Raw genomic sequence first — 20,373 nt, forward strand, 5'->3', positions numbered from 1 at the left:
ACCAACATGACGTTTGACCGCCGCATTTTCAATTTCGCTGCGGGTCCCGCCACTCTGCCAGAGGAGACTCTGAGGCAGGCTGCCGATGAAATGCTGAACTGGCATGGTCTAGGTAGCAGCGTCATGGAAATTAGCCACCGCAGCAAAGAGTTCATGGCAGTCTATGAAGAGACATTGCACGATCTGCGAACTCTAATGAACATTCCCAATGACTATGAGATTTTGCTCTTACAAGGTGGGGGTATTGGTCAAAACGCGGCAATCCCAATGAATCTCATGGGTCTTGGCAAGAATGGTCCCAAGGCAGATTTTATTGTGACGGGTATTTGGTCCGAGAAATCTTTCAAGGAAGCTCAAAAGTATGGAGTGGCCCATCTAGCCGCTTCTTCAGAGGCAGAAAAATTCACCACTGTTCCGCCACGCTCCGCTTGGAACTTATCTAGCGATGCCGCTTATGTTCACATCTGCGCAAATGAAACAATTGGTGGCGTTGAATTTGACCATGCGCCCGATGTTGGCAATGTGCCTTTAGTCGCGGACGTATCGAGCAACATTCTTTCAAAAGAAATGGATGTAAGCCAATACGGCGTCTTGTTCGCAGGCGCGCAAAAAAATATTGGGCCTTCTGGTGTCACAATTGTGATCGTGCGCAAAGATCTGTTGGGCCACTGCATGCCAATTACCCCATCAGTTTGGGATTGGGCCAAGGAGGCTGCCAATCAATCGATGTTGAATACTCCGCCTACTTTTGCCATCTATATGGCTGGTCTTAGCTTCAAGTGGTTGTTAAAGCAGGGTGGTGTTAAAGCGATTGCTAAGCAGAATCAAGCCAAAGCCGATTTGCTTTATGAATGTATCGACCAAAGTAGTTTGTATGAGAACCGTATTGCCAAACTCTATCGCTCCAGAATGAACGTCACCTTCTTTTTGAAGGATGAGGCCTTGAACGCCGAGTTTCTGGCGCAATCCCATGCTGCAGGTTTGGTAGCATTGAGAGGTCACAAAGCAGTTGGTGGAATGCGGGCGAGTATCTACAATGCAATGCCTATAGAAGGTGTAAAAGCCTTGGTTGAATTTATGCGTGATTTTGAAAGGCGGGCTTAATGAGTACTGAAGAACAGCGACTTGCGCCCCTGCGTGACAAGATTGATGCTCTGGATGCCAAGATCTTGGATCTGCTCTCACAGCGCGCCCAAGCCGCACAAGAAGTAGGGCATGTCAAAGGTGGATTTGCTTCACCAATATTTCGTCCTGAGCGCGAGCGCCAAGTTGTGGCTAAGCTACAAGAGATCAATCAGGGTCCACTGCTGCCCGATGGGATTGCTGCTATCTGGCGTGAAGTGATGTCTGCTTGTCGCGCTCTAGAGGCGCGCCAAACGATTGCATACCTCGGACCAGTGGGAACTTTTTCTGAGCAAGCTGCGCAAACCTATTTTGGTCAATCCATCGCAGGTTTACCTTGCGTTAGTATCGATGAGGTCTTCAAGGCGGTTGAGAAGGGCGCAGCGCAATTTGGCGTTGTGCCAGTTGAAAACTCTAGTGAAGGCGCTATTTCTCGAACCTTAGACTTGTTGCTTGATGCTCCTGTGCAAATCAGCGGTGAAGTAGTGCTACCGATTCGTCATCACTTGTTGACCAAGAGTGGAAGCTTGGATGGGGTCACTACTGTCTGTGCCCATGCTCAAGCACTCGCCCAATGCCAACAGTGGTTGAGCGAGCATGCTCCTCAGTTAAAACGCCAAGCAGTTAGCAGTAATGCAGAAGCTGCTCGCATGGCTGCTGCTGATCCTACTTTAGCGGCGATTGCCGGTGAGCCTGCACAAATTGCTTACAGCTTACAAGCTGTGGCATCTCAAATTCAGGATGATCCCCATAATCGCACTCGCTTTGTAGTGATTGGCAACTATGTATGTCAAGCGACTGGTAATGATCAAACTTCACTGGTGTTATCTGTTGATAACCAACCTGGTGCTGTGCATCGCTTACTTGCTCCCTTGGCAAAGCATGGCGTCTCCATGAATCGTTTTGAGTCTCGTCCGGCGCGGAAGGGAACTTGGGAGTATCACTTCTTTATTGACGTGGCTGGCCATGCAGACGAAGAGAAGGTTGCTAAAGCATTAACTGAGCTCCAAGATACCGCAGCTTTCTATAAAAAGCTTGGCTCTTATCCTCGCTCATCAATTTGATCATGAGTTCTTTCGGTTTAAAACATATTCAGGCTATTGCACCATACGTTGGTGGTAGACCCATCAGCGAGGTTGCGCGTGAATATGGTTTAGATGAGAGCAAGATTATCAAGCTGGCATCTAATGAAAATCCTCTAGGCATGCCTCAGTCGGCTCATGATGCGATGCTTAAGGCAGCTAGTGACTTAGGTCGTTATCCCGATTCCAACGGTTTTGAGCTTAAGAAGGTTTTATCGGAGCGACTAGGTATTCCAACAAACTGGATCACACTCGGCAATGGTAGTAATGACATTCTTGAGCTCACTGCGCGAGCAGTTGCGGATACCGATGATGAAATTATTTTCTCTAAGCATGCCTTTGCAGTTTATCCATTAGCTACTCAGGCAGTTGGGGCGCGCGCAATAGAAGTTGCTGCAACACCGTACTATGGCCATGATCTAGAGGCAATGCTCAAAGCCATTCAGACTTCAGGTGCAAAAGCAAAATTGGTTTTTGTAGCAAATCCCAATAATCCGACTGGCAGCTATTTAAGCGCGCAAGAGATTGAAGCTTTTTTGGAGAAGGTTCCTGCTAATGTCATCGTAGTGCTAGACGAAGCCTACAACGAATACCTCTTACCCGATCAGCAATACAACGCAATCGATTGGGTAAAACGTTTTTCAAACTTGATCGTCTCACGGAGTTTTTCTAAGGCCTATGGTTTGGCGGGGCTGAGGATTGGCTACGGCATTGCACAGCCTGTCCTCACCGATTTACTCAATCGTATTCGTCAACCCTTTAATGTGAATAGTTTGGCGCAAGCTGCAGCGATTGCAGCATTGCAAGACACAGCGTTCTTACAAAAAGGATACGACCTCAATCGTGTGGGCTATCTCCAATTAACCGATGCCTTTGAAGAGATGGGATTGACATACTTGCCTTCCGCAGGTAATTTTGTTTTAGTTAAAGTGGGTGACGAGGCAGATGCTGGAGCGAAGGTGAATTTGGCTCTGCTCAAGCGCGGCATTATTGTGCGTCCAGTCGCAAATTATGGTTTGCCACAGTGGCTCAGAATTTCTATTGGCCTGCCCGAAGAAAATGCGGCATTTATTGACGCCCTAAGAGCGATTCTGGGCTAAGTGATGACAAAACCAAACTACGGCGTGGTATCAATTGTTGGCGTGGGCCTGATTGGTGCCTCGCTTGGTTTGGCACTAAAGCAGGCTGGAGTAGTCACCAAAGTACTTGGTGTTGGCCGAAGCCAGTTGAATTTGGAGCAAGCATTAAAGATTGGTGCGATCGATGGTGCAGTGGATTTAGTCGACGCTGCCAAGCAATCTGATTTGATTGTCCTATGTGTGCCCGTTGCGCAAATGCGCGCTACCTTTGCAGCTATCGAACCCCATCTTGCCTCTAAGACTTTAATTACCGATGCTGGTAGTACCAAAGGTGATGTTATTTTGGCTGCTAAAGAAGTCTTAGGTAAGAAAGCTTGCCAATTTGTACCTGCGCATCCAATTGCTGGCGGCGCTCAGCATGGTGCATCTGCTGCTAAAGCCGATTTGTTCTTCGGTAAGCAAGTCATTATTTGCCCTCTGCAAGAAAATTCTCCGCAAGATATCGCATTGATTGAGAAGTTTTGGCAGGCAGTGGGTGCGCTAGTAAAAATGCTTTCGAGTGTGCAACACGATGCTATTTATGCAGCAGTCTCCCATCTGCCCCACATACTCTCTTACGCTCTGATGGCAAGTGTGATCAATTCTGAAGACGCTGCAGATAAATTAAGTCACATTGGTGCAGGCTTTAAAGATTTTACCCGGATTGCAGCCTCAAGTCCTGAGATGTGGCGTGACATCTGCTTGGCTAACAGTACTTCAATCCTCAAAGAGTTAGATCAATATTTGGCGATCGTTCAGCATTTACGTAAATTGATTGCAGACAATGATGGCGCTGGAATTGAAAGGCTATTTGCAAAAGCGAGTAAAGCGCGACAAGACTTGGATGCAAGCTAATGACTGCTTCTCCCAGTATCACAATCGGTCCATTGGCGCGAGCCCAAGGCGCAGTAGTTCTACCAGGATCTAAGAGTATTTCAAATCGAGTGCTACTGTTAGCGGCGCTCTCAAATGGTAAAACCACACTAAAGAATCTCTTAGATGCCGACGATACGCAAGTGATGCGTAATGCTTTGCGTAAGCTGGGTGTATCCGTTACTGACCAACCTAATCAAGTCTGCGTGATCGAAGGATGTGGCGGACATTTCCCAGTCAGGGATGCAGATTTATTCATGGGTAATGCTGGTACCGCCATTCGCCCACTCACTGCTGCGCTTGCGATGCAAGGCGGAGACTATCGTCTATCGGGCGTGCCGCGCATGCATGAAAGGCCCATTCAGGATTTAGTCGATGGTCTTCGTCAAGTCGGTGCAAAGATTACTTATGAGTTACAAGAGGGCTACCCACCGATTCAGATCGGGGCTGCCCCAATCAAGATTACCGATATTGTGAAGGTACGGGGTGATGTATCGAGCCAGTTTTTAACTGCGCTATTGATGGCATTACCTCTGGTAGCCAAAGAGCCGATTCGAATCGAAGTAATCGGAGAGCTGATTTCTCGACCTTATATCGATATCACGCTCAAACTCATGTCGCGTTTTGGTGTGAAAGTCATTTGTCCTGATGCACAAAGTTTTATCATCCCCCCGAAAATAAGCGACCAGGTCTACTCCAGTCCAGGCGAGTTACTCGTTGAAGGGGATGCTTCATCAGCTTCATATTTTTTGGCGCTTGGCGCCATTGGTGCTGGCCCCGTGAAAGTCTTGGGTGTAGGATCCAATAGTATTCAGGGTGATGTGGCTTTTGCAGATGCCTTAGCCAAGATGGGCGCTAACATTACTGCAACAGATGAATCGATTGAGGTCTCTGGAGTAAGCAATTCAAGCGGCAAGCTCAAGGGAATTACTTTGGATTGCACCGAGATTCCTGATGCAGCAATGACTTTAGCAGTCGTTGCTTTATTTGCTGAAGGGCAAACGCGTCTGAATAATATTGCCAGTTGGCGCGTTAAGGAAACCGATCGTATTGCGGCAATCGCAACCGAATTGCGTAAGCTTGGCGCCGCTGTGGAGGAGGGTGCTGATTACATTACGGTAGAAGCTCCAGCCAAATTGGCTGATTGGAAATCTCCTGCAAGTGGAATTGATACGTACGATGATCATCGGATGGCAATGTGTTTTTCGCTCGCTGCCTTTGGCCCCAATGCCCTCAAGATCAATGATCCCAATTGCGTTGCAAAAACCTTCCCTGCGTACTTTGCTGAATTTGCCAAGATTGTTTCCTAGATCGCTATGAATTTGCCCCCAGTTATCGCTATTGATGGACCCACCGCCTCTGGCAAAGGGACGGTCGCATCCTTGGTAGCTCAGAAGCTGGGCTTTCATTATTTGGACAGTGGCGCTTTGTATCGTTTAGTTGCGCTTGCTAGTCAAAAAGAGGACATTGATGTCAACAATGGCCCTGCCTTGGGTCGGTTAGCAGAAAACCTTCAGATTAGCTTCAGAGATGGCCAAATTTTCCTCGGGGGCGAGAAGGTAACGCAAGCCATTCGGACTGAGGCTAATGGGCTGCGAGCTTCAAATATAGCTACTCAGCCATCAGTTCGGGGGGCTTTAGTGGGCCTGCAGCGTAGTTTTAGGCAAAAACCCGGCCTAGTAGCCGATGGGCGAGATATGGCCAGCGTTATCTTTCCAGACGCCAGTTTGAAGGTTTTTCTGACGGCCAGCGCCTCAGCTAGAGCCGAGCGTCGGTATAAGCAATTGATAGCTAAGGGAATTTCTGCTAAACTAGAAGACTTGCTGCAGGATTTAGAAGAGCGTGACGCCAGAGACAGTAGTCGAGGTGCCTCCCCTTTAGTTCTTGCAAAAGGTGCGCAAGTGCTTGAAACATCGAATTTATCGATCGATCAAGCGGTCCAAACGGTGTTGGATTGGTACCAATCCACATCAGCGTAAGTAGTTGAATGCAGTAGTTTTTTGGCGTCTTCGGAAGCTCCACAACGCGATTTCTTAATCAGCGTGTTTCTTGAGACTTTTACAACCTAACCCGTCAGGCCTTCTGACGGCACAAAGTGAATAAACATGTCTGAATCATTTGCAGAACTATTTGAAGAATCATTAACCCGATCGAATATGAAGACCGGCCAAGTTATTTCGGCTGAAGTCCTCCGCATCGACCATAACTTCGTTGTTGTTAACGCTGGTTTGAAGTCTGAAGCGTTTATTCCTGTTGAAGAATTCCATAACGACGCTGGCGAAATTGAAGTAAGCCCTGGCGACTTCGTTTCTGTTGCGATCGATGCCCTTGAAAACGGCTACGGCGACACCATCCTCTCACGCGATAAAGCAAAACGCTTAGCGTCTTGGATGAATCTAGAAAAAGCACTCGAGCAAGCTGAGATTGTTACTGGTACGGTTACCGGTAAAGTTAAAGGCGGCTTAACAGTAATGGTGAACGGTATCCGCGCATTCTTGCCTGGCTCACTCGTTGACACCCGTCCTATTAAAGACACCAGCCCTTACGAGGGCAAGACCATGGAGTTCAAGGTTATCAAGTTGGACCGTAAGCGTAACAACGTTGTCTTGTCACGTCGTGCAGTGGTTGAAGCTAGCCAAGGTAAAGAGCGTGCTGAGTTGATGTCGAATCTTAAAGAAGGTGCAGTAGTGACTGGCCTCGTTAAGAACATTACTGACTACGGCGCATTCGTTGACCTTGGTGGTATCGATGGCCTCTTGCACATTACCGATTTGGCATGGCGTCGTGTGCGTCACCCAAGCGAGATGTTGACTGTTGGTCAAGAAGTTACCGCTAAGATTTTGAAATTCGATCAAGAGAAGAATCGTGTATCCCTCGGTGTAAAACAACTTGGTGATGATCCTTGGGTTGGTATCGCTCGTCGTTACCCACCAAATACCCGTTTATTCGGCAAAGTAACCAACTTGACTGACTACGGCGCATTCGTTGAAATCGAGAGCGGTATTGAAGGTCTCGTTCACGTTTCAGAAATGGACTGGACCAATAAGAACGTTGCTCCAAGTAAAGCAACTGCTTTGGGTACTGAAGTTGAAGTTATGGTTTTGGATATTGATGAAGACAAGCGTCGTATTAGCTTGGGTATCAAGCAGTGCAAAGCCAATCCATGGGAAGAGTTTTCACGCGCCCATCAAAAGGGTGACAAGTTAAGCGGTGCAATCAAGTCAATTACTGACTTTGGTGTATTCATTGGCTTGCCTGGCGGCATCGATGGTCTGGTTCATCTTTCCGATATCTCTTGGAATGAGCCTGGCGAAGAGGCTGTTAAGAAATATAAAAAAGGTGACGAAGTTGAAGCTACTGTATTGGCGATTGATGTTGAGAAAGAGCGTATCTCTCTCGGTATCAAACAATTGTCTGGCGACCCATTCAACAACTACACATCTGTTAGCGACAAGGGTAGTCTTGTTACTGGCACTGTGAAGGCTGTTGATGCTAAAGGTGCAACCATTCATTTGGCTGACGAAGTTGAAGCTTACTTACGTGCTTCTGAAATCTCAACCGATCGCGTTGAAGATGCACGTAATGTATTGAAAGAGGGTGATAGCGTGACTGCTATGATCATTAATATTGATCGTAAGTCCCGCGTCATCAATCTTTCGATTAAGGCAAAAGATAGCTCTGATCAACAAGATGCAATGAGCAAGCTCCAAGGTGATGCGCAGTCTGGCACCACCAACTTGGGTGCTTTGCTTAAAGCAAAAATGGACAATCAAGGCTAAATCAATATCGCCGTCTCCAGAGTTGGGGACGGCGGTTTTTTATTGATAGATCATGTCAGATCAAGAGCAACAAGCAATCACACGCTCCGAACTTGTGGAGAGCCTGGCGGAACAGTTTCCCCAGTTGCTTCCAAGGGATGTAGAGCTGGCCGTCAAAACATTGTTGGACACCATGACCCACGCTTTGGCCGAAGGCAAGCGGATTGAGTTACGGGGTGTTGGCAGTTTTGTTTTGCACAGCCGTCCTGCTAGAACTGGACGCAACCCTAAGTCTGGCGAGAAAGTGCTTATTCCAGAAAAACGGGTGCCACACTTTAAGCCTGGTAAAGAGTTACGCGAACGGGTTGATTACAAGCCACTGAAGCAGTCAGGGCCCAAAGAGGGTTCTGGTGCCTAATCATTCGGCAAACCACCAGTGGTCCATTCGGACCATTTTTTTATTAAAGAGCCTAGCGCTATGATTCAGATCGCTACCGCTTGGTTATTTCTTATTCCAATTTTATTTGGTTTGGGTTGGATGGCGGCACGCTGGGATCTTGGACTTGAGAACCGGATGGATGAGCGTGAACGTTTACGTCAACAGCGCTCTACCTTTAAAGGCCTAAGCCTATTATTGAACGAGCAACCTGATCAAGCAATTGAAACTCTGGTGAAAATTGCACAGCTTGATCCAGAAACTATTGAACTTCATTTTTCCTTAGGAAATCTATTTCGCCGCCGCGGTGAAACTGAACGTGCGATTCGGGTACATCAACACTTAGCCAATCGAGATGATTTAAAGCCGCGTGATCGGGATCATGCTGCTTATGAGCTCGGTAGAGACTTTCTGCGTGCTGGTTTATTGGATCGTGCTGAAGCCTCATTGAACCGCGTTGGAGAAGGCAAATATGCTGCTCCAGCAAAAGAGAGCTTGCTCGAGATGTATCAGATCGAGCGAGATTGGCAAAAAGCGATCATTGCTGCACAGGAGTTGGAATCACTTCAAAGCAAGCCCCATCAAATAGAAATCGCTCAGTTTCATTGCGAGTTAGGTCAAGAGGCATTGCGCCGCCAGGATTTAGTCGGGGCAGAACAATCGATCACTCGCGCACTTCAAGCGGTGCCCAATCATGCACGTGCCCTCATTTTGCAAGGCGATTATTTGATGGCGATGGATCGTCCTGTGCAAGCGATTGAGACTTGGAGCGTGCTTACTAAGCTACATCCTGCTTACATGCATTTGCTGGCCGACCGTTGGATGCTTGCCCATACCAATTTGAATAAAGCTGAAGAGGGCTTGGATCGCTTGGTGGACTTGTTAAAAACCCAAGCATCAGGTGAATTGCTGGATATTGTTCACAAGCACATCACCCAATTAAGGGGCTCTCATGTTGCACAGACCATGCTAGTTGAGGTGATGCAGAGCTCACCCAGTTTGAGTGCCTTATCCAAGCTTGCCGAAACCCGTTTAGCTCTAGCACAAAGCAATGGCTCTGACGATAAGGTTGCAGAGATCAAGGCTATTTTGGGCTTATTAAAGCAGCGTACGACTAGCCTAGCCCGCTATACCTGCGGTAATTGTGGCTTTAGAGCCCGTCGTTTTTACTGGCAGTGCCCTGGGTGCAATCATTGGGAAGCGTATTCTCCTAGAAGAAGCGAAGGGGTGGCTCCTAGCGGACCATCAATGTGATTGGTAGATAAAGAGAATTAACTAATTCGTCATTAAATTACAGTTTAATGACGATTACATTATTAAATCAGTCGGAGGCGTTTTGAAAGTTACGATTATTGGTAGTGGTTACGTCGGTTTGGTAACTGGTGCATGCTTGGCAGAACAGGGCAACAATGTTTTTTGCTTAGATCTCGATCCCAAGAAAATTGATATTCTCAATTCTGGTGGTGTGCCTATTTACGAGCCTGGTCTCAAAGAAATGATTGAGCGTAATCGAGCTGCAGGACGCATTCAGTTTTCGACCGACATCAAAGCATCAGTAGACCACGGTGAGATCCAATTCATTGCCGTAGGTACCCCTCCTGATGAAGATGGTTCAGCAGACTTGCAATACGTCGTTGCAGCGGCTCGTAATATTGGCAAGCATATGAGCACGCCAAAGGTGATTGTTGATAAATCAACAGTTCCTGTAGGCACTGCTGATAAGGTTAGCGCCGCTATCATTGAAGAACTATCAAAGCGCAATCTTAGCCCTGAGCTGTGTTCAGTTGTGTCTAATCCAGAATTCTTAAAAGAGGGCGCTGCTGTAGAGGACTTTATGCGCCCTGATCGCATTGTGATCGGTACCTCTAGCGATGCAGCAGGTTTGCGCGCTAAAGAGCAGATGCGTAAACTCTATGCTCCCTTTAATCGTCACCACGAGCGTACTTATTACATGGATGTGAAGAGTGCTGAATTGACGAAGTACGCCGCTAATGCCATGTTGGCCACCCGCATCTCTTTCATGAATGAATTGGCTAACTTAGCTGATCTGGTTGGTGCTGATATCGAAGCCGTTCGTCAAGGTATTGGTTCAGATTCTCGTATTGGTTATGGCTTCTTGTATTCGGGAACTGGTTATGGAGGCTCATGCTTTCCAAAGGACGTCTCAGCACTGAGCAAAACAGCCATTGAGCATGGTAAAGATCTCAAAATCTTGGTAGCTGTTGAAGCAGTCAATGAAGCTCAAAAAACGATCTTGGTTGAAAAGATTGAAAAACGCTTTGGTAAAAACTTACAAGGCAAAAAGTTTGCTTTATGGGGCTTAGCATTTAAGCCCAATACAGACGATATGCGCGAAGCCCCAAGCCGCGTCATTATTGGCGAGTTGGTTAGGCGTGGTGCCGAGGTTGTGGCATTTGATCCGGTAGCAATGCCCGAAGCGAAGCACGCGCTTGAATTAGACTTTAAAGGTAATCCCGAGGGCCTGAAAAAAGTTGCGATGGTTGATGACCCCACAACAGCCTTAGAGGGTTGTGATGCTCTTGTGATCGTGACTGAGTGGAAGGCCTTCCGTAGCCCTGACTTTGATGTTGTTAAGCAAAAACTCAAGCATCCAGTCATTTTTGATGGCCGAAACCTCTATGAGCCTCAAGCTATGCAAGAATTAGGCATTGAGTACCAAGGTATTGGTCGTCATAATTAAAATTACTTAAATTGCATTTAAAGACTCATTTGCCCGTGGAAAAAGCTAACCTAGAACAATTTGCCAAAACCCGCTTACTGGTTGTTGGTGACGTGATGCTCGATCGCTACTGGTTTGGCGATACCCATCGGATCTCTCCAGAAGCTCCTGTGCCGGTAGTACAAGTAGGCAAGGTTGATGAACGTTTGGGTGGTGCTGCTAACGTAGCGCGTAACGTTGCAGCCTTAGGCGGCCATGCCACGATTTTGGGTGTGATTGGCGATGATGAGCCTGGTCAGCGCGTTACTCAACTTCTCACAGCCAGCGGAGTAGATAGTCAGCTGGAAGTCGATAGCAAAGTCCCAACCATTGTGAAGCTGCGGGTGATTGCACGACAACAACAGCTCATTCGTTTAGATTTTGAAGAGCCCCCTAGCGATAAGGCGCTCGCCAGAAAGCTCGAGCGTTTTGAAAAGTCTCTTGCTGATGCTGATGTCGTGATTCTGTCTGACTATGGCAAGGGTGCCCTGGATCAAGTCACGCTGATGATTGAGCAGGCTCGCGCTCAAAACAAAATGATTCTCGTTGACCCCAAGGGGGAGGACTATGAAAAATATCGTGGCGCCACTGTCCTAACACCAAACCGCAGCGAGCTGCGCCAGGTGGTTGGTCGCTGGAGTAGTGAAGAGGACCTCACTAAAAAAGCCCAAGACCTGCGCCGCTCGCTTAATCTACAGGCGCTTCTCTTGACTCGTTCAGAAGAGGGTATGAGTTTATTTACCGATGCAGGTGTGAGCCATGTCAAAGCCCAAGCACGTGAAGTTTTTGATGTCTCAGGCGCTGGTGATACTGTGATTGCTACCCTAGCAGTTGCATTGGCTGCAAAATGGCCGCTTGAGAAGGCGATGGCATTAGCTAATCGTGCTGGTGGCATTGTGGTTGGCAAGTTGGGTACTGCAACCGTTACTTCCGAGGAATTACAGTGACTATTATCGTAACTGGAGCCGCCGGCTTTATTGGTGCCAATATTGTTCAGGGCCTCAATGCTCGTGGCGAGAAAAATATTATTGCAGTCGACGACTTGTGTCCTGCTGATAAATATCGCAATTTAGCCGATCTCGATATCATTGATTACCTTGATAAAGATGAGTTTCTAGAAGCTTTTAGAAGCGGTCGCTTTGGTAAAGTGAAGGCCGTTTTTCATGAAGGCGCTTGCTCCAATACGATGGAAACAGACGGCATCTTCATGATGGCGAATAATTATCGCTACACCATGGATCTGCTCGATATCTGCACTGAGCAAAAAGTGCAATTACTCTATGCCTCTTCTGCAGCCACCTACGGCGGATCAGATGTGTTTGTTGAAAGCCGTGAGCACGAGAAGCCTTTAAATATCTACGGCTATTCCAAATTCTTATTCGACCAAGTGATGCGTAAGCGCTTTTCTGAAAAAGCCAATACCGCCCAAGTAGTTGGTTTTAGATATTTCAATGTGTATGGCCCACGTGAATCCCACAAAGGTCGTATGGCATCAGTAGCCTTCCATCAGTACCACCAATACAAGAAAGACGGAGTGGTAAAGCTCTTTGGTGAATATGGTGGCTATGCACAAGGACAGCAAAGCCGTGACTTTGTCTCGGTAGAGGATGTAGTGAAGGTCAACCTCTTCTTCTTTGATCATCCAGAAATCAGCGGCATCTTTAATTTGGGAAGCGGCCGTGCCCAACCCTTTAATGACGTAGCCCATGCCGTAGTGAATTCACTCAGAAAGCTGGATGGTGCTAATTCAGAATCATTAGAACAACTTGTCAAGATGAAGGCTATTGAGTACATTCCCTTCCCAGAAGCACTCAAAGGTAAGTATCAGTGCTTTACACAGGCAGACCTCACCAAACTCAGAGCCGCCGGTTACGCCGAACCCTTTCTCAATGTTGAGCAGGGGGTCAGTCGTTATATCGACTGGCTGGCCGCTAATGCGGATTTCTTAGCTAATCCGCTGTAAAGAATTGCATGTTAGTAAGAAAGTTTTTTCTTACATTGATCCTGGCCTATATTGGATCTCCAGTATTTGCTCAGGTGATTGATATTCCGCACCAACAAGACGCGGCAACTAGAACCCTATTGTTTACTGCGCCAAATCCTAAAGCACTCGTTTTACTCTTTCCTGGTGGCGGTGGAATGATGAGATTGCAGGATGATGGCTCCACTAAAAATCGACATACCTTTATTCGTTCGGTGGATCAATGGAGTCAATACCATATTGATGCTGTTCTAGTTGATACCCCATATGATTTAGGTGACTACCGAAGAGGAGATCTTCGGGGTCGCTCTGATCATTTGGAAAGAGTTGCTGAAGTTGCTGCTTATTACAAAGATAAATACCACCTGCCAATCTGGATTTTTGGGCATAGTATGGGCACCTCAACTGCAACAAACTTTGCCAATAGCTTGGATAAAAATTCCCATTTAATATCCGGAATCATTATTGCTGGTACCGTGAGAACTGCCTCGGTTAGCGACGATGTGTCTTTACCAATTCTTGCTCTGCATCATGTTCAGGACTCTTGTGGAGGTACCCCACCAGATGCTTCCGCTAGAATTATTAAGGGAAGGCCGCCTAAGTTTATTGCTCAATTAGAAATGATTGAAGGTGGAACTTCTCAGGGTGATGAGTGCCAATCCTTTGCCTATCATGGTTTCAATCAAACTGAGCCAGAGCTCATCAGAAGAGCGGCAAAATTTATTCTCGGTAATTAAGCAGCTATCAGTCATTACGGATTGATTTGTAGTGGTCTATGATGGAGTCAACTTAAGATCACTCGTCCCGTTGTAAATGATCCACGTCCTTTTGGCGTGGATTTTTTATTTACTTCTGGAGAAAAGATGATTAAACATTTTGCATTGAATAATTTTGTTGTTCCTGTCGCTGCTGTATTGCTATCAGCTTGGTTAGCAATATCAGGAGTTAGTCATGCACAGGCATCACCGGTTAATGTGAATACGGCTTCGCAGACTGAGTTAGAAACCATTAAAGGCATTGGCCCAGCCAAAGCAAGAACCATCATTGCTGAACGTGAAGATGGCGGCCATTTTCAAGATGCTAATGATTTACAAAAGCGGGTTCGGGGCATTGGGATGAAGTCTGTTGAAAAAATGGTAGACAACGGCTTAACGATTGAAAGCCCAAGTTCTTTTCGGGAGCCTCATGGTCGGACGAAAAAAGAGGGATCCGCATCGAGCCGTCGTTCTTCCCGCAATCAGGGCAATACTCGCAATCATCAGGATCGCCCAAGCACAAATCGCCGAAATTAAACCTTTCCATGTCTGAGCGGTCTTGTGGCTAAAATGTCCTTATGGCGACTCCTAACTACTTGACCATTTCACAGACTATTGGCAATACGCCTTTAGTTAAATTGCAACGTATTCCGGGTGCTGATAATACGGCTCGTAATAATGTGATATTGGGTAAGTTAGAGGGTAACAATCCAGCCGGGTCGGTCAAAGATCGACCCGCGCTGTCGATGATTCTGCGCGCACAAGAGCGTGGCGAAATCAAACCAGGCGATACCCTTGTAGAAGCTACCAGTGGCAATACCGGTATTGCCCTGGCAATGGCTGCTGCCATGTTGGGTTACAAGATGGTTTTGGTGATGCCAGAAAATCAAAGTATCGAACGTCGCCAGAGTATGGCCGCTTATGGTGCAGAACTCATTCTGACCGCAGCTTCAGGTGGTATGGAGTTTGCGCGTGACTACGCACTGCAATTGCAAAGAGAGGGGCGCGGTAAATTGCTCGACCAGTTTGCCAATCCTGACAATCCTCGTGCGCATATCGAAACCACTGGCCCAGAAATTTGGCGTGATACTGATGGTCAAATAACCCATTTCATCTCTTCGATGGGGACTACGGGGACTATTACTGGTGTCTCTACTTACCTAAAGTCCAAGAATCCGAATGTTCTCATTATTGGCGTCCAGCCTGAAGAGGGCTCACAAATTCCAGGTATTCGTAAATGGGCTCCTGAATATCTCCCTAAAATCTATCAAGGAGATCGTGTTGATCGCATCGAGTATGTTAGTCAAGCCGATGCGGAAGAAATGGCAAGACGCTTAGCGGCAGAGGAAGGTATCTTTTGCGGCATTTCTGCGGGAGGTGCTCTGGTAGTGGCGCTGCGCGTAGCGAGACAGGTTGAGAATGCCACGATTGTATTTATCGTTTGCGATCGGGGTGATCGTTATCTCTCCACGGGTGTATTCCCGGCCTAATTGGCTGAGGCTTTAGTCGCTTTCTTGTGAGGTACTTTCTTCTTTTTAGAGTTAGCACTTTGCTTGGCTGATGGCAATGCAGGTAAATTAGCAGCAATGACACTTTGGTTCTTATAGCCCAAGGCTTCTGCAAATTCAGCAACACTCTGGGCATAAAAATAACTACGGTTATATTGCACAATCGTTAAGAAGTTATTGAGACCAACTACATACCGAACCTTATCTGTGCCATCTTTATCTATATAAGGTAAATCAACAATGAGGGCTTTACTTTGTGGTGATACACCACCTGCTTGCAGGTCACCTTGCTCAGGCGTCAAAATACCTTGATTAATGAATGTTTGCACAGAGTATTTCAGTTGAGGCTCACCATCAGCAAGAAGGCTGGCTTGTGCAAAGGCACTCTCTGGGATTGCAAAATAGATTGGCATACCCGGATGCCACCCTTGTTTCTTTAGAAAGTTGGCCACACTCGCAATCGCATCTCTGGGGCTTTGTCTTAAGTCAATTTGCCCGTCACTATCGCCATCGACTGCGTAAGCTCGAATACTGCTGGGCATAAATTGGGGTAGACCAATTGCACCTGCATAAGAGCTATTTTGATTGACGCAATTATTGAATAGAGCAGGGCTTACTCCCAGAGTGGACTGATTGGCAGGCAACTTTCCGCCAGCTTGGGTCCAGCAAAGCAGAATGAGGGATTTGACTTCATCCTTAAATAACTGCTCGCGGACAGTTTTATTGGGTGTATCGGGGTAATTAAAGGCGAGAGTCGATAAAACATCCTTCACCCTGAAATTGCCGGTTTGGCGACCATATATGGTTTCGATACCAATGATGGCCACAATGACCTCAGCTGGCACCCCAGAGTCCTGCTCAATTTGGCTTAAATAGGCTTCATTTTGATCCCAGAAGACTTTTCCGGCCTTCAGCCTGATGGGTTCGACAAAACGCTGTCGATAGACCGCCCAATTTTTCTTAAAAGTTCCGGATGGGGGTAATACCAATTTGCGTATAGATGGGATGGTCTTAGTATCGGAAAAACCGGACTCTATAAAGGCTAAGGGGATATCTTGGGATTGGCTTACTTGGCTAATTAAAAGCTGAAGATTTTGACTTAAAGCTGCCTGGGAAATCGAATCTGAGTTCCCAGCATCTACAGAATCGCTTACCTCAGGAGCTGGCGTAGAGCAAGCTCCCAAAAGAATGGTTAAAGTAAGCAGGAAGAGCTTGGGAAATAACGGTAGAGATAACTTCATTCTTGAATGGGGAATTTCTAGGTTTGTGAGCACAATGCATTAGATTACAAAAAAGATCATTTGGCTATGAAGGAATACTCTTAATGACTACAGGATATATTACGCATCCAGATTTTCTGAAACATGAAATGGGAAGTCATCATCCTGAGTGCCCGGAACGAATTCAGGCTATTAATGATCAACTGATTCGAAGTGGAGTAGATCAATTTCTAACACATCTTGATGCACCTCTGGCTTCAGAGGACCAACTTGAGCTTGTTCATACTCAAGATCACATTGCTTTTGTTAAAGAACAAGCTCCGGCAAGTGGTTATCGCATGCTCGATGGGGATACGATCATGAACCCCCATACTTGGCAGGCATCCTTGAGAGCCGCTGGCGCTGCGATTGCAGGCGTTGATGCCGTCATGAAAGGTGAGGTAGAGAATGTTTTCTGTGCAGTGAGACCGCCAGGCCATCATGCAGAACCCACTCGCTCCATGGGATTTTGTGTATTCGACAACGTAGCCATTGCAGCGCGTTACGCTATTGAGGAGTACGGCATTGAACGCGTTGCATTAATTGATTTTGATGTCCATCATGGTAACGGAACTGAAGCTGCCTTCATAAATGATCCCCATGTCTTGATGTGTAGCTTCTTCCAGCATCCTTTTTATCCATATAGTGGTTTAGATCATGCGAAGAATATGGTCAATATTCCGCTGCCAGCATCCACTAGAGGAGATGTGGTCCGCTCAATCGTAGAGGAGGAGTGGTTACCTCGTCTGCGGGCTTTTGAGCCTGAGCTCATCATTATTTCTGCGGGTTTTGATGCGCATCGCGAAGATGATTTGGGACAGATGGGTCTAGTCGAGGAAGACTATGTATGGATTACTAAAAAACTGAAAGAGCTTGCAAATCAGTATGCGGGCGGGCGAATCGTCAGTTGTCTGGAGGGGGGTTATAACCTTTCTGCGCTGGGGCGTAGCGTAGTCGCTCATGTCAAGGCATTGGCCGATCTTTAGTCAATATCCACAATCGCCAATTGATAAAGATAAAATAAGGGTCTTAACCTTATTTACATCGTTTTAGATAGATTGTGAAAGCAGCATGAAGATCTTGGTGGCAGTAAAGCGCGTCGTTGATTACAATGTAAAAGTCCGCGTCAAATCCGATAATTCTGGAATCGACATTGCTAACGTCAAAATGAGTATGAATCCTTTTGACGAAATTGCAATTGAAGAGGCCGTTCGATTAAAAGAAGCTGGTATCGTCAGTGAGATCGTAGTAGTTTCAGCTGGATCTATACAGTGCCAAGAAACCCTTCGCACTGCTTTAGCGATTGGAGCCGATAAGGCAATCCTCGTAGAGACCGATGTTGAGTTACAGCCTCTAGCAGTTGCGAAATTACTCAAAGCGATTTGTGAAAAAGAGCAAGTCCAACTGATCTTGTTAGGCAAGCAAGCGATTGATGACGATAGCAATCAAACTGGCCAGATGTTAGCTAGCTTGATGGATATTCCACAAGGAACATTTGCATCAAAGGTCACGATTGAGAATGGAAAAGCGATTGTGACGCGTGAAGTGGATGGCGGCCTTGAGACTATCAACCTCTCACTACCTGCAGTGATTACTGCAGACTTACGCTTGAACGAACCTCGTTACGTCACGCTGCCTAACATCATGAAGGCCAAGAAGAAGCCTTTAGATATTGTGAGGCCAGAAGAGTTGGATGTAGATATTTCCCCTCGGCTCAAGACCCTCAGAGTGGATGAGCCGCCTAAGCGCGTTGCCGGAATCATGGTGGCTAATGTTGAAGAGCTAGTTGAGAAGCTCAAGAATGAAGCGAAGGTAATTTAAATGGCCTCACTTGTTATAGCTGAACACAATAATCTATCTTTAAACGCTGCAACTTTGCATACCGTTACTGCAGCGCTGCAATGTAATGCCGAGGTTGATATCCTCATTATGGGTCATGGCTCAGATACAGTTGCACTAGAAGCATCCAAAATTATTGGAGTGCGTAGAGTTATTCAAGCAGATGCCCCTCATCTAGCCAATCGGTTAGCTGAACCTTTAACTGCCCAGGTGCTGGCTGTTGCAAGTCAATATACCCATATCCTTGTGCCAGCGAATGCGAGCGGTAAAAATCTGATGCCACGTGTTGCAGCCAAATTAGATGTAGCTCAGTTATCAGATATTACGAAGGTAGTCAGCAGCGATACTTTCGAGCGTCCGATCTATGCTGGTAATGCAATCGCAACGATTCAATCCATTGATCCCATTAAGGCCATTACAGTTCGGACTACTAGCTTTGAACCTGCCCAAGCTGGCGGCGGCTCTGCCAGCATTGAAAAGTTGGTCGCTGTGCCTGATGCTGGGCAATCGATCTTTATGAGTCGCGATCTGAATCAGTCGGATCGCCCAGAATTAGCGGGAGCAAAGATCATTGTGTCGGGAGGGCGCGGACTAGGTTCTGGTGAGGCCTATCAAGAATTAGTCGTGCCCTTAGCTGATGCATTGGGTGCTGCTTTAGGTGCGTCACGTGCAGCTGTCGATGCGGGTTATGTGCCCAATGATTATCAAGTAGGCCAAACTGGGAAGATCGTGGCTCCTGATCTTTATATCGCCATCGGAATTTCTGGGGCGATTCAGCATCTAGCAGGAATGAAAGGCTCCAAGGTCATCGTGGCAATTAACAAAGATCCTGATGCGCCAATATTTAGTGTTGCTGACTATGGCTTAGTTGCTGATCTTTTTACTGCTGTGCCTGAGCTTACTAAGGCGATCTCTTAATATTGCAATGCCTCACTGAGAAATTTTTCTCGCTTCTGAAATTTGGGATACAAAGTACTGCTCAAAAGAAATCGCTAGGAAAGTCATCATTACGCCTGCGCCAAGAATGAGTGAGAAGATTACAGTCAATATCGTAGGCCAACGCGATTGGGTTGCTTGAGAAGCATCAAGCTGTGGATTGAATTGTGCATCCCATTTTTCATCAGGACGCAGACCAAAGGTGATGGTGGTCAGCCAGCTTGCCTCCATGGCAATAAAGCCTAGCGTGATTAAGACCCAGCCCGGTGCAGATTGAAAGCGATATTCTTTTAAAAGAAACCAACCTGCAACACCGCCGATGAGGGCAAACAACTGAATCCAGGACCAAAAGAATTTTGGACCCTTTAAATAAAAACCATTGAGGCCAGTACCTGGAAGTAAAAGACCAAGTGCACAAAATAAGAACTTATATTTTTTCATTTCGATCCTGATTTGCTTTGAGGAATATCGCGTTGCGCAAAAGTGAGTACTTCTCGATCGCGACCAATCATGAGCAAGCGATCACCATCGCGTACGATATTGCGATAGTCATTAAGCTCATATAGAAAATCATTTTCTAATTCGGTCCGCTGAGAATTGCAAGCCATCTTAGTCGTAGTGATTTTTTCAAAGGTAAAGCCTCTTGAATCTTCACTCAGACTGGCAGTGAAGCGATTGCATCCAGTGAAGCCGCTCACGCGCTCACCATTGACATCAAATGCCAATTGAATAGGGTTACTGGTATCACCCAGCGGAATTTGTCGACCCCGGACTTCACCATTGGCATTGGGAGTCAGATTCCAGCGAATCAGTTCCCATTTGGTATTGCGTAACTCGCTACTGGGCGGGCTCATTTTTGCACCACAGGGTGGAATGACCCCAGAACAGGCGCTTAAGAAAGTCAATCCGATGCCATAAACAACACTTCGAAGCCCTCTGGCGGGTGCCTTGAGGCTATTTGGGGTGCGTTCTTGGATTGACATAAAT

The 20,373-nt window shown here is 46.7% G+C and carries 20 protein-coding genes and 1 pseudogene; 18 read left to right on the top strand and 3 right to left on the bottom strand.

Features of this window, described 5'->3' with window-relative positions; translation table 11 throughout:
- Positions 1-6: 6 nt before the first annotated feature.
- The 15 genes and pseudogenes from serC (at position 7) to cysM (ending at position 15,334) form a co-directional block, all read left to right on the top strand.
- Complete coding sequence (gene serC / locus Pas1_RS02315; protein ID WP_112294395.1) at positions 7-1,104, top strand: 3-phosphoserine/phosphohydroxythreonine transaminase; 1,098 nt, start codon at positions 7-9, stop codon at positions 1,102-1,104.
- Positions 1,104-2,186: a prephenate dehydratase gene (pheA, locus tag Pas1_RS02320; protein WP_112237437.1), complete on the top strand. Its 1,083-nt coding sequence runs from the start codon at positions 1,104-1,106 to the stop codon at positions 2,184-2,186. Before serC ends, pheA begins: the two co-directional genes overlap by 1 nt.
- Positions 2,186-3,304, top strand: coding sequence for a histidinol-phosphate transaminase (hisC, locus tag Pas1_RS02325; protein WP_112295152.1), 1,119 nt, complete (start codon positions 2,186-2,188; stop codon positions 3,302-3,304). Before pheA ends, hisC begins: the two co-directional genes overlap by 1 nt.
- 3 nt (positions 3,305-3,307) lie before the next feature.
- Entirely contained in the window at positions 3,308-4,177 is an 870-nt protein-coding gene (locus tag Pas1_RS02330) for a prephenate dehydrogenase (protein ID WP_112204789.1), read from the top strand.
- Positions 4,177-5,505, top strand: coding sequence for a 3-phosphoshikimate 1-carboxyvinyltransferase (gene aroA / locus Pas1_RS02335; protein WP_112294396.1), 1,329 nt, complete (start codon positions 4,177-4,179; stop codon positions 5,503-5,505). Before Pas1_RS02330 ends, aroA begins: the two co-directional genes overlap by 1 nt.
- 6 nt (positions 5,506-5,511) lie before the next feature.
- Positions 5,512-6,174: a (d)CMP kinase gene (gene cmk, locus Pas1_RS02340; protein ID WP_192874759.1), complete on the top strand. Its 663-nt coding sequence runs from the start codon at positions 5,512-5,514 to the stop codon at positions 6,172-6,174.
- Between the two features lie 126 nt (positions 6,175-6,300).
- On the top strand, positions 6,301-7,974 hold the full coding sequence (gene rpsA, locus Pas1_RS02345; protein WP_112204783.1) for a 30S ribosomal protein S1: 1,674 nt from the start codon (positions 6,301-6,303) through the stop codon (positions 7,972-7,974).
- A gap of 52 nt (positions 7,975-8,026) precedes the next feature.
- Positions 8,027-8,365, top strand: a pseudogene (locus tag Pas1_RS02350) (integration host factor subunit beta); the annotation flags it as partial.
- A gap of 66 nt (positions 8,366-8,431) precedes the next feature.
- Positions 8,432-9,643 (top strand): lipopolysaccharide assembly protein LapB, encoded by a 1,212-nt coding sequence (gene lapB / locus Pas1_RS02355; RefSeq protein ID WP_112294398.1) that lies wholly within the window; start codon positions 8,432-8,434, stop codon positions 9,641-9,643.
- 82 nt (positions 9,644-9,725) lie between these two features.
- Entirely contained in the window at positions 9,726-11,090 is a 1,365-nt protein-coding gene (locus tag Pas1_RS02360) for a UDP-glucose dehydrogenase family protein (protein WP_112204777.1), read from the top strand.
- Positions 11,091-11,125: 35 nt separating this feature from the next.
- Entirely contained in the window at positions 11,126-12,055 is a 930-nt protein-coding gene (gene rfaE1, locus Pas1_RS02365; protein WP_112294399.1) for a D-glycero-beta-D-manno-heptose-7-phosphate kinase, read from the top strand.
- Entirely contained in the window at positions 12,052-13,071 is a 1,020-nt protein-coding gene (rfaD, locus tag Pas1_RS02370) for an ADP-glyceromanno-heptose 6-epimerase (RefSeq protein ID WP_112294400.1), read from the top strand. Before rfaE1 ends, rfaD begins: the two co-directional genes overlap by 4 nt.
- Positions 13,072-13,079: 8 nt before the next feature.
- Entirely contained in the window at positions 13,080-13,826 is a 747-nt protein-coding gene (locus Pas1_RS02375; protein WP_112204771.1) for an alpha/beta hydrolase, read from the top strand.
- A gap of 126 nt (positions 13,827-13,952) precedes the next feature.
- Positions 13,953-14,381 (top strand): ComEA family DNA-binding protein, encoded by a 429-nt coding sequence (locus Pas1_RS02380; protein WP_112204769.1) that lies wholly within the window; start codon positions 13,953-13,955, stop codon positions 14,379-14,381.
- Positions 14,382-14,422: 41 nt separating this feature from the next.
- On the top strand, positions 14,423-15,334 hold the full coding sequence (gene cysM, locus Pas1_RS02385) for a cysteine synthase CysM (RefSeq protein WP_112209548.1): 912 nt from the start codon (positions 14,423-14,425) through the stop codon (positions 15,332-15,334).
- On the opposite strand, the gene Pas1_RS02390 is transcribed toward cysM, so the two are convergent.
- Positions 15,331-16,593 carry a lytic murein transglycosylase gene (locus tag Pas1_RS02390; RefSeq protein ID WP_112294401.1) on the bottom strand — a complete coding sequence of 421 codons (1,263 nt, stop codon included), beginning with the start codon at positions 16,591-16,593 and terminating at the stop codon, positions 15,331-15,333. The genes cysM and Pas1_RS02390 overlap by 4 nt on opposite strands.
- Positions 16,594-16,676: 83 nt before the next feature.
- Between Pas1_RS02390 and Pas1_RS02395 the strand changes: the two genes are divergently transcribed.
- The 3 genes from Pas1_RS02395 to Pas1_RS02405 all read left to right on the top strand — a co-directional run bounded on the left by Pas1_RS02395 (position 16,677) and on the right by Pas1_RS02405 (position 19,368).
- On the top strand, positions 16,677-17,597 hold the full coding sequence (locus Pas1_RS02395; RefSeq protein WP_112204764.1) for a histone deacetylase family protein: 921 nt from the start codon (positions 16,677-16,679) through the stop codon (positions 17,595-17,597).
- An 85-nt stretch (positions 17,598-17,682) separates the two neighbouring features.
- Positions 17,683-18,432: an electron transfer flavoprotein subunit beta/FixA family protein gene (locus Pas1_RS02400; RefSeq protein WP_112294402.1), complete on the top strand. Its 750-nt coding sequence runs from the start codon at positions 17,683-17,685 to the stop codon at positions 18,430-18,432.
- Entirely contained in the window at positions 18,433-19,368 is a 936-nt protein-coding gene (locus Pas1_RS02405) for an electron transfer flavoprotein subunit alpha/FixB family protein (RefSeq protein WP_112294403.1), read from the top strand.
- Positions 19,369-19,380: 12 nt separating this feature from the next.
- Here Pas1_RS02405 and Pas1_RS02410 read toward each other — a convergent pair whose 3' ends face one another.
- Both Pas1_RS02410 and Pas1_RS02415 read right to left on the bottom strand, forming a co-directional pair.
- Positions 19,381-19,827, bottom strand: coding sequence for a hypothetical protein (locus Pas1_RS02410; protein WP_112204754.1), 447 nt, complete (start codon positions 19,825-19,827; stop codon positions 19,381-19,383).
- Entirely contained in the window at positions 19,824-20,369 is a 546-nt protein-coding gene (locus Pas1_RS02415) for an META domain-containing protein (RefSeq protein ID WP_112294404.1), read from the bottom strand. Before Pas1_RS02415 ends, Pas1_RS02410 begins: the two co-directional genes overlap by 4 nt.
- Positions 20,370-20,373: the final 4 nt, after the last annotated feature.

The sequence above is a fragment of the Polynucleobacter paneuropaeus genome, from assembly GCF_003261235.1.
Taxonomy (GTDB): domain Bacteria; phylum Pseudomonadota; class Gammaproteobacteria; order Burkholderiales; family Burkholderiaceae; genus Polynucleobacter; species Polynucleobacter paneuropaeus.

Excerpts from the sequence above, each read along its gene's own strand:
- serC (WP_112294395.1), top strand. The coding sequence starts at position 7 with ATGACGTTTGACCGCCGCATTTTCAATTTCGCTGCGGGTCCCGCCACT.
- pheA (WP_112237437.1), top strand. The coding sequence starts at position 1,104 with ATGAGTACTGAAGAACAGCGACTTGCGCCCCTGCGTGACAAGATTGAT.
- Pas1_RS02330 (WP_112204789.1), top strand. The coding sequence starts at position 3,308 with ATGACAAAACCAAACTACGGCGTGGTATCAATTGTTGGCGTGGGCCTG.
- aroA (WP_112294396.1), top strand. The coding sequence starts at position 4,177 with ATGACTGCTTCTCCCAGTATCACAATCGGTCCATTGGCGCGAGCCCAA.
- cmk (WP_192874759.1), top strand. The coding sequence starts at position 5,512 with ATGAATTTGCCCCCAGTTATCGCTATTGATGGACCCACCGCCTCTGGC.
- rpsA (WP_112204783.1), top strand. The coding sequence starts at position 6,301 with ATGTCTGAATCATTTGCAGAACTATTTGAAGAATCATTAACCCGATCG.
- lapB (WP_112294398.1), top strand. The coding sequence starts at position 8,432 with ATGATTCAGATCGCTACCGCTTGGTTATTTCTTATTCCAATTTTATTT.
- Pas1_RS02375 (WP_112204771.1), top strand. The coding sequence starts at position 13,080 with ATGTTAGTAAGAAAGTTTTTTCTTACATTGATCCTGGCCTATATTGGA.
- Pas1_RS02380 (WP_112204769.1), top strand. The coding sequence starts at position 13,953 with ATGATTAAACATTTTGCATTGAATAATTTTGTTGTTCCTGTCGCTGCT.
- cysM (WP_112209548.1), top strand. The coding sequence starts at position 14,423 with ATGGCGACTCCTAACTACTTGACCATTTCACAGACTATTGGCAATACG.
- Pas1_RS02390 (WP_112294401.1), bottom strand. The coding sequence starts at position 16,593 with ATGAAGTTATCTCTACCGTTATTTCCCAAGCTCTTCCTGCTTACTTTA.
- Pas1_RS02395 (WP_112204764.1), top strand. The coding sequence starts at position 16,677 with ATGACTACAGGATATATTACGCATCCAGATTTTCTGAAACATGAAATG.
- Pas1_RS02400 (WP_112294402.1), top strand. The coding sequence starts at position 17,683 with ATGAAGATCTTGGTGGCAGTAAAGCGCGTCGTTGATTACAATGTAAAA.
- Pas1_RS02405 (WP_112294403.1), top strand. The coding sequence starts at position 18,433 with ATGGCCTCACTTGTTATAGCTGAACACAATAATCTATCTTTAAACGCT.
- Pas1_RS02410 (WP_112204754.1), bottom strand. The coding sequence starts at position 19,827 with ATGAAAAAATATAAGTTCTTATTTTGTGCACTTGGTCTTTTACTTCCA.
- Pas1_RS02415 (WP_112294404.1), bottom strand. The coding sequence starts at position 20,369 with ATGTCAATCCAAGAACGCACCCCAAATAGCCTCAAGGCACCCGCCAGA.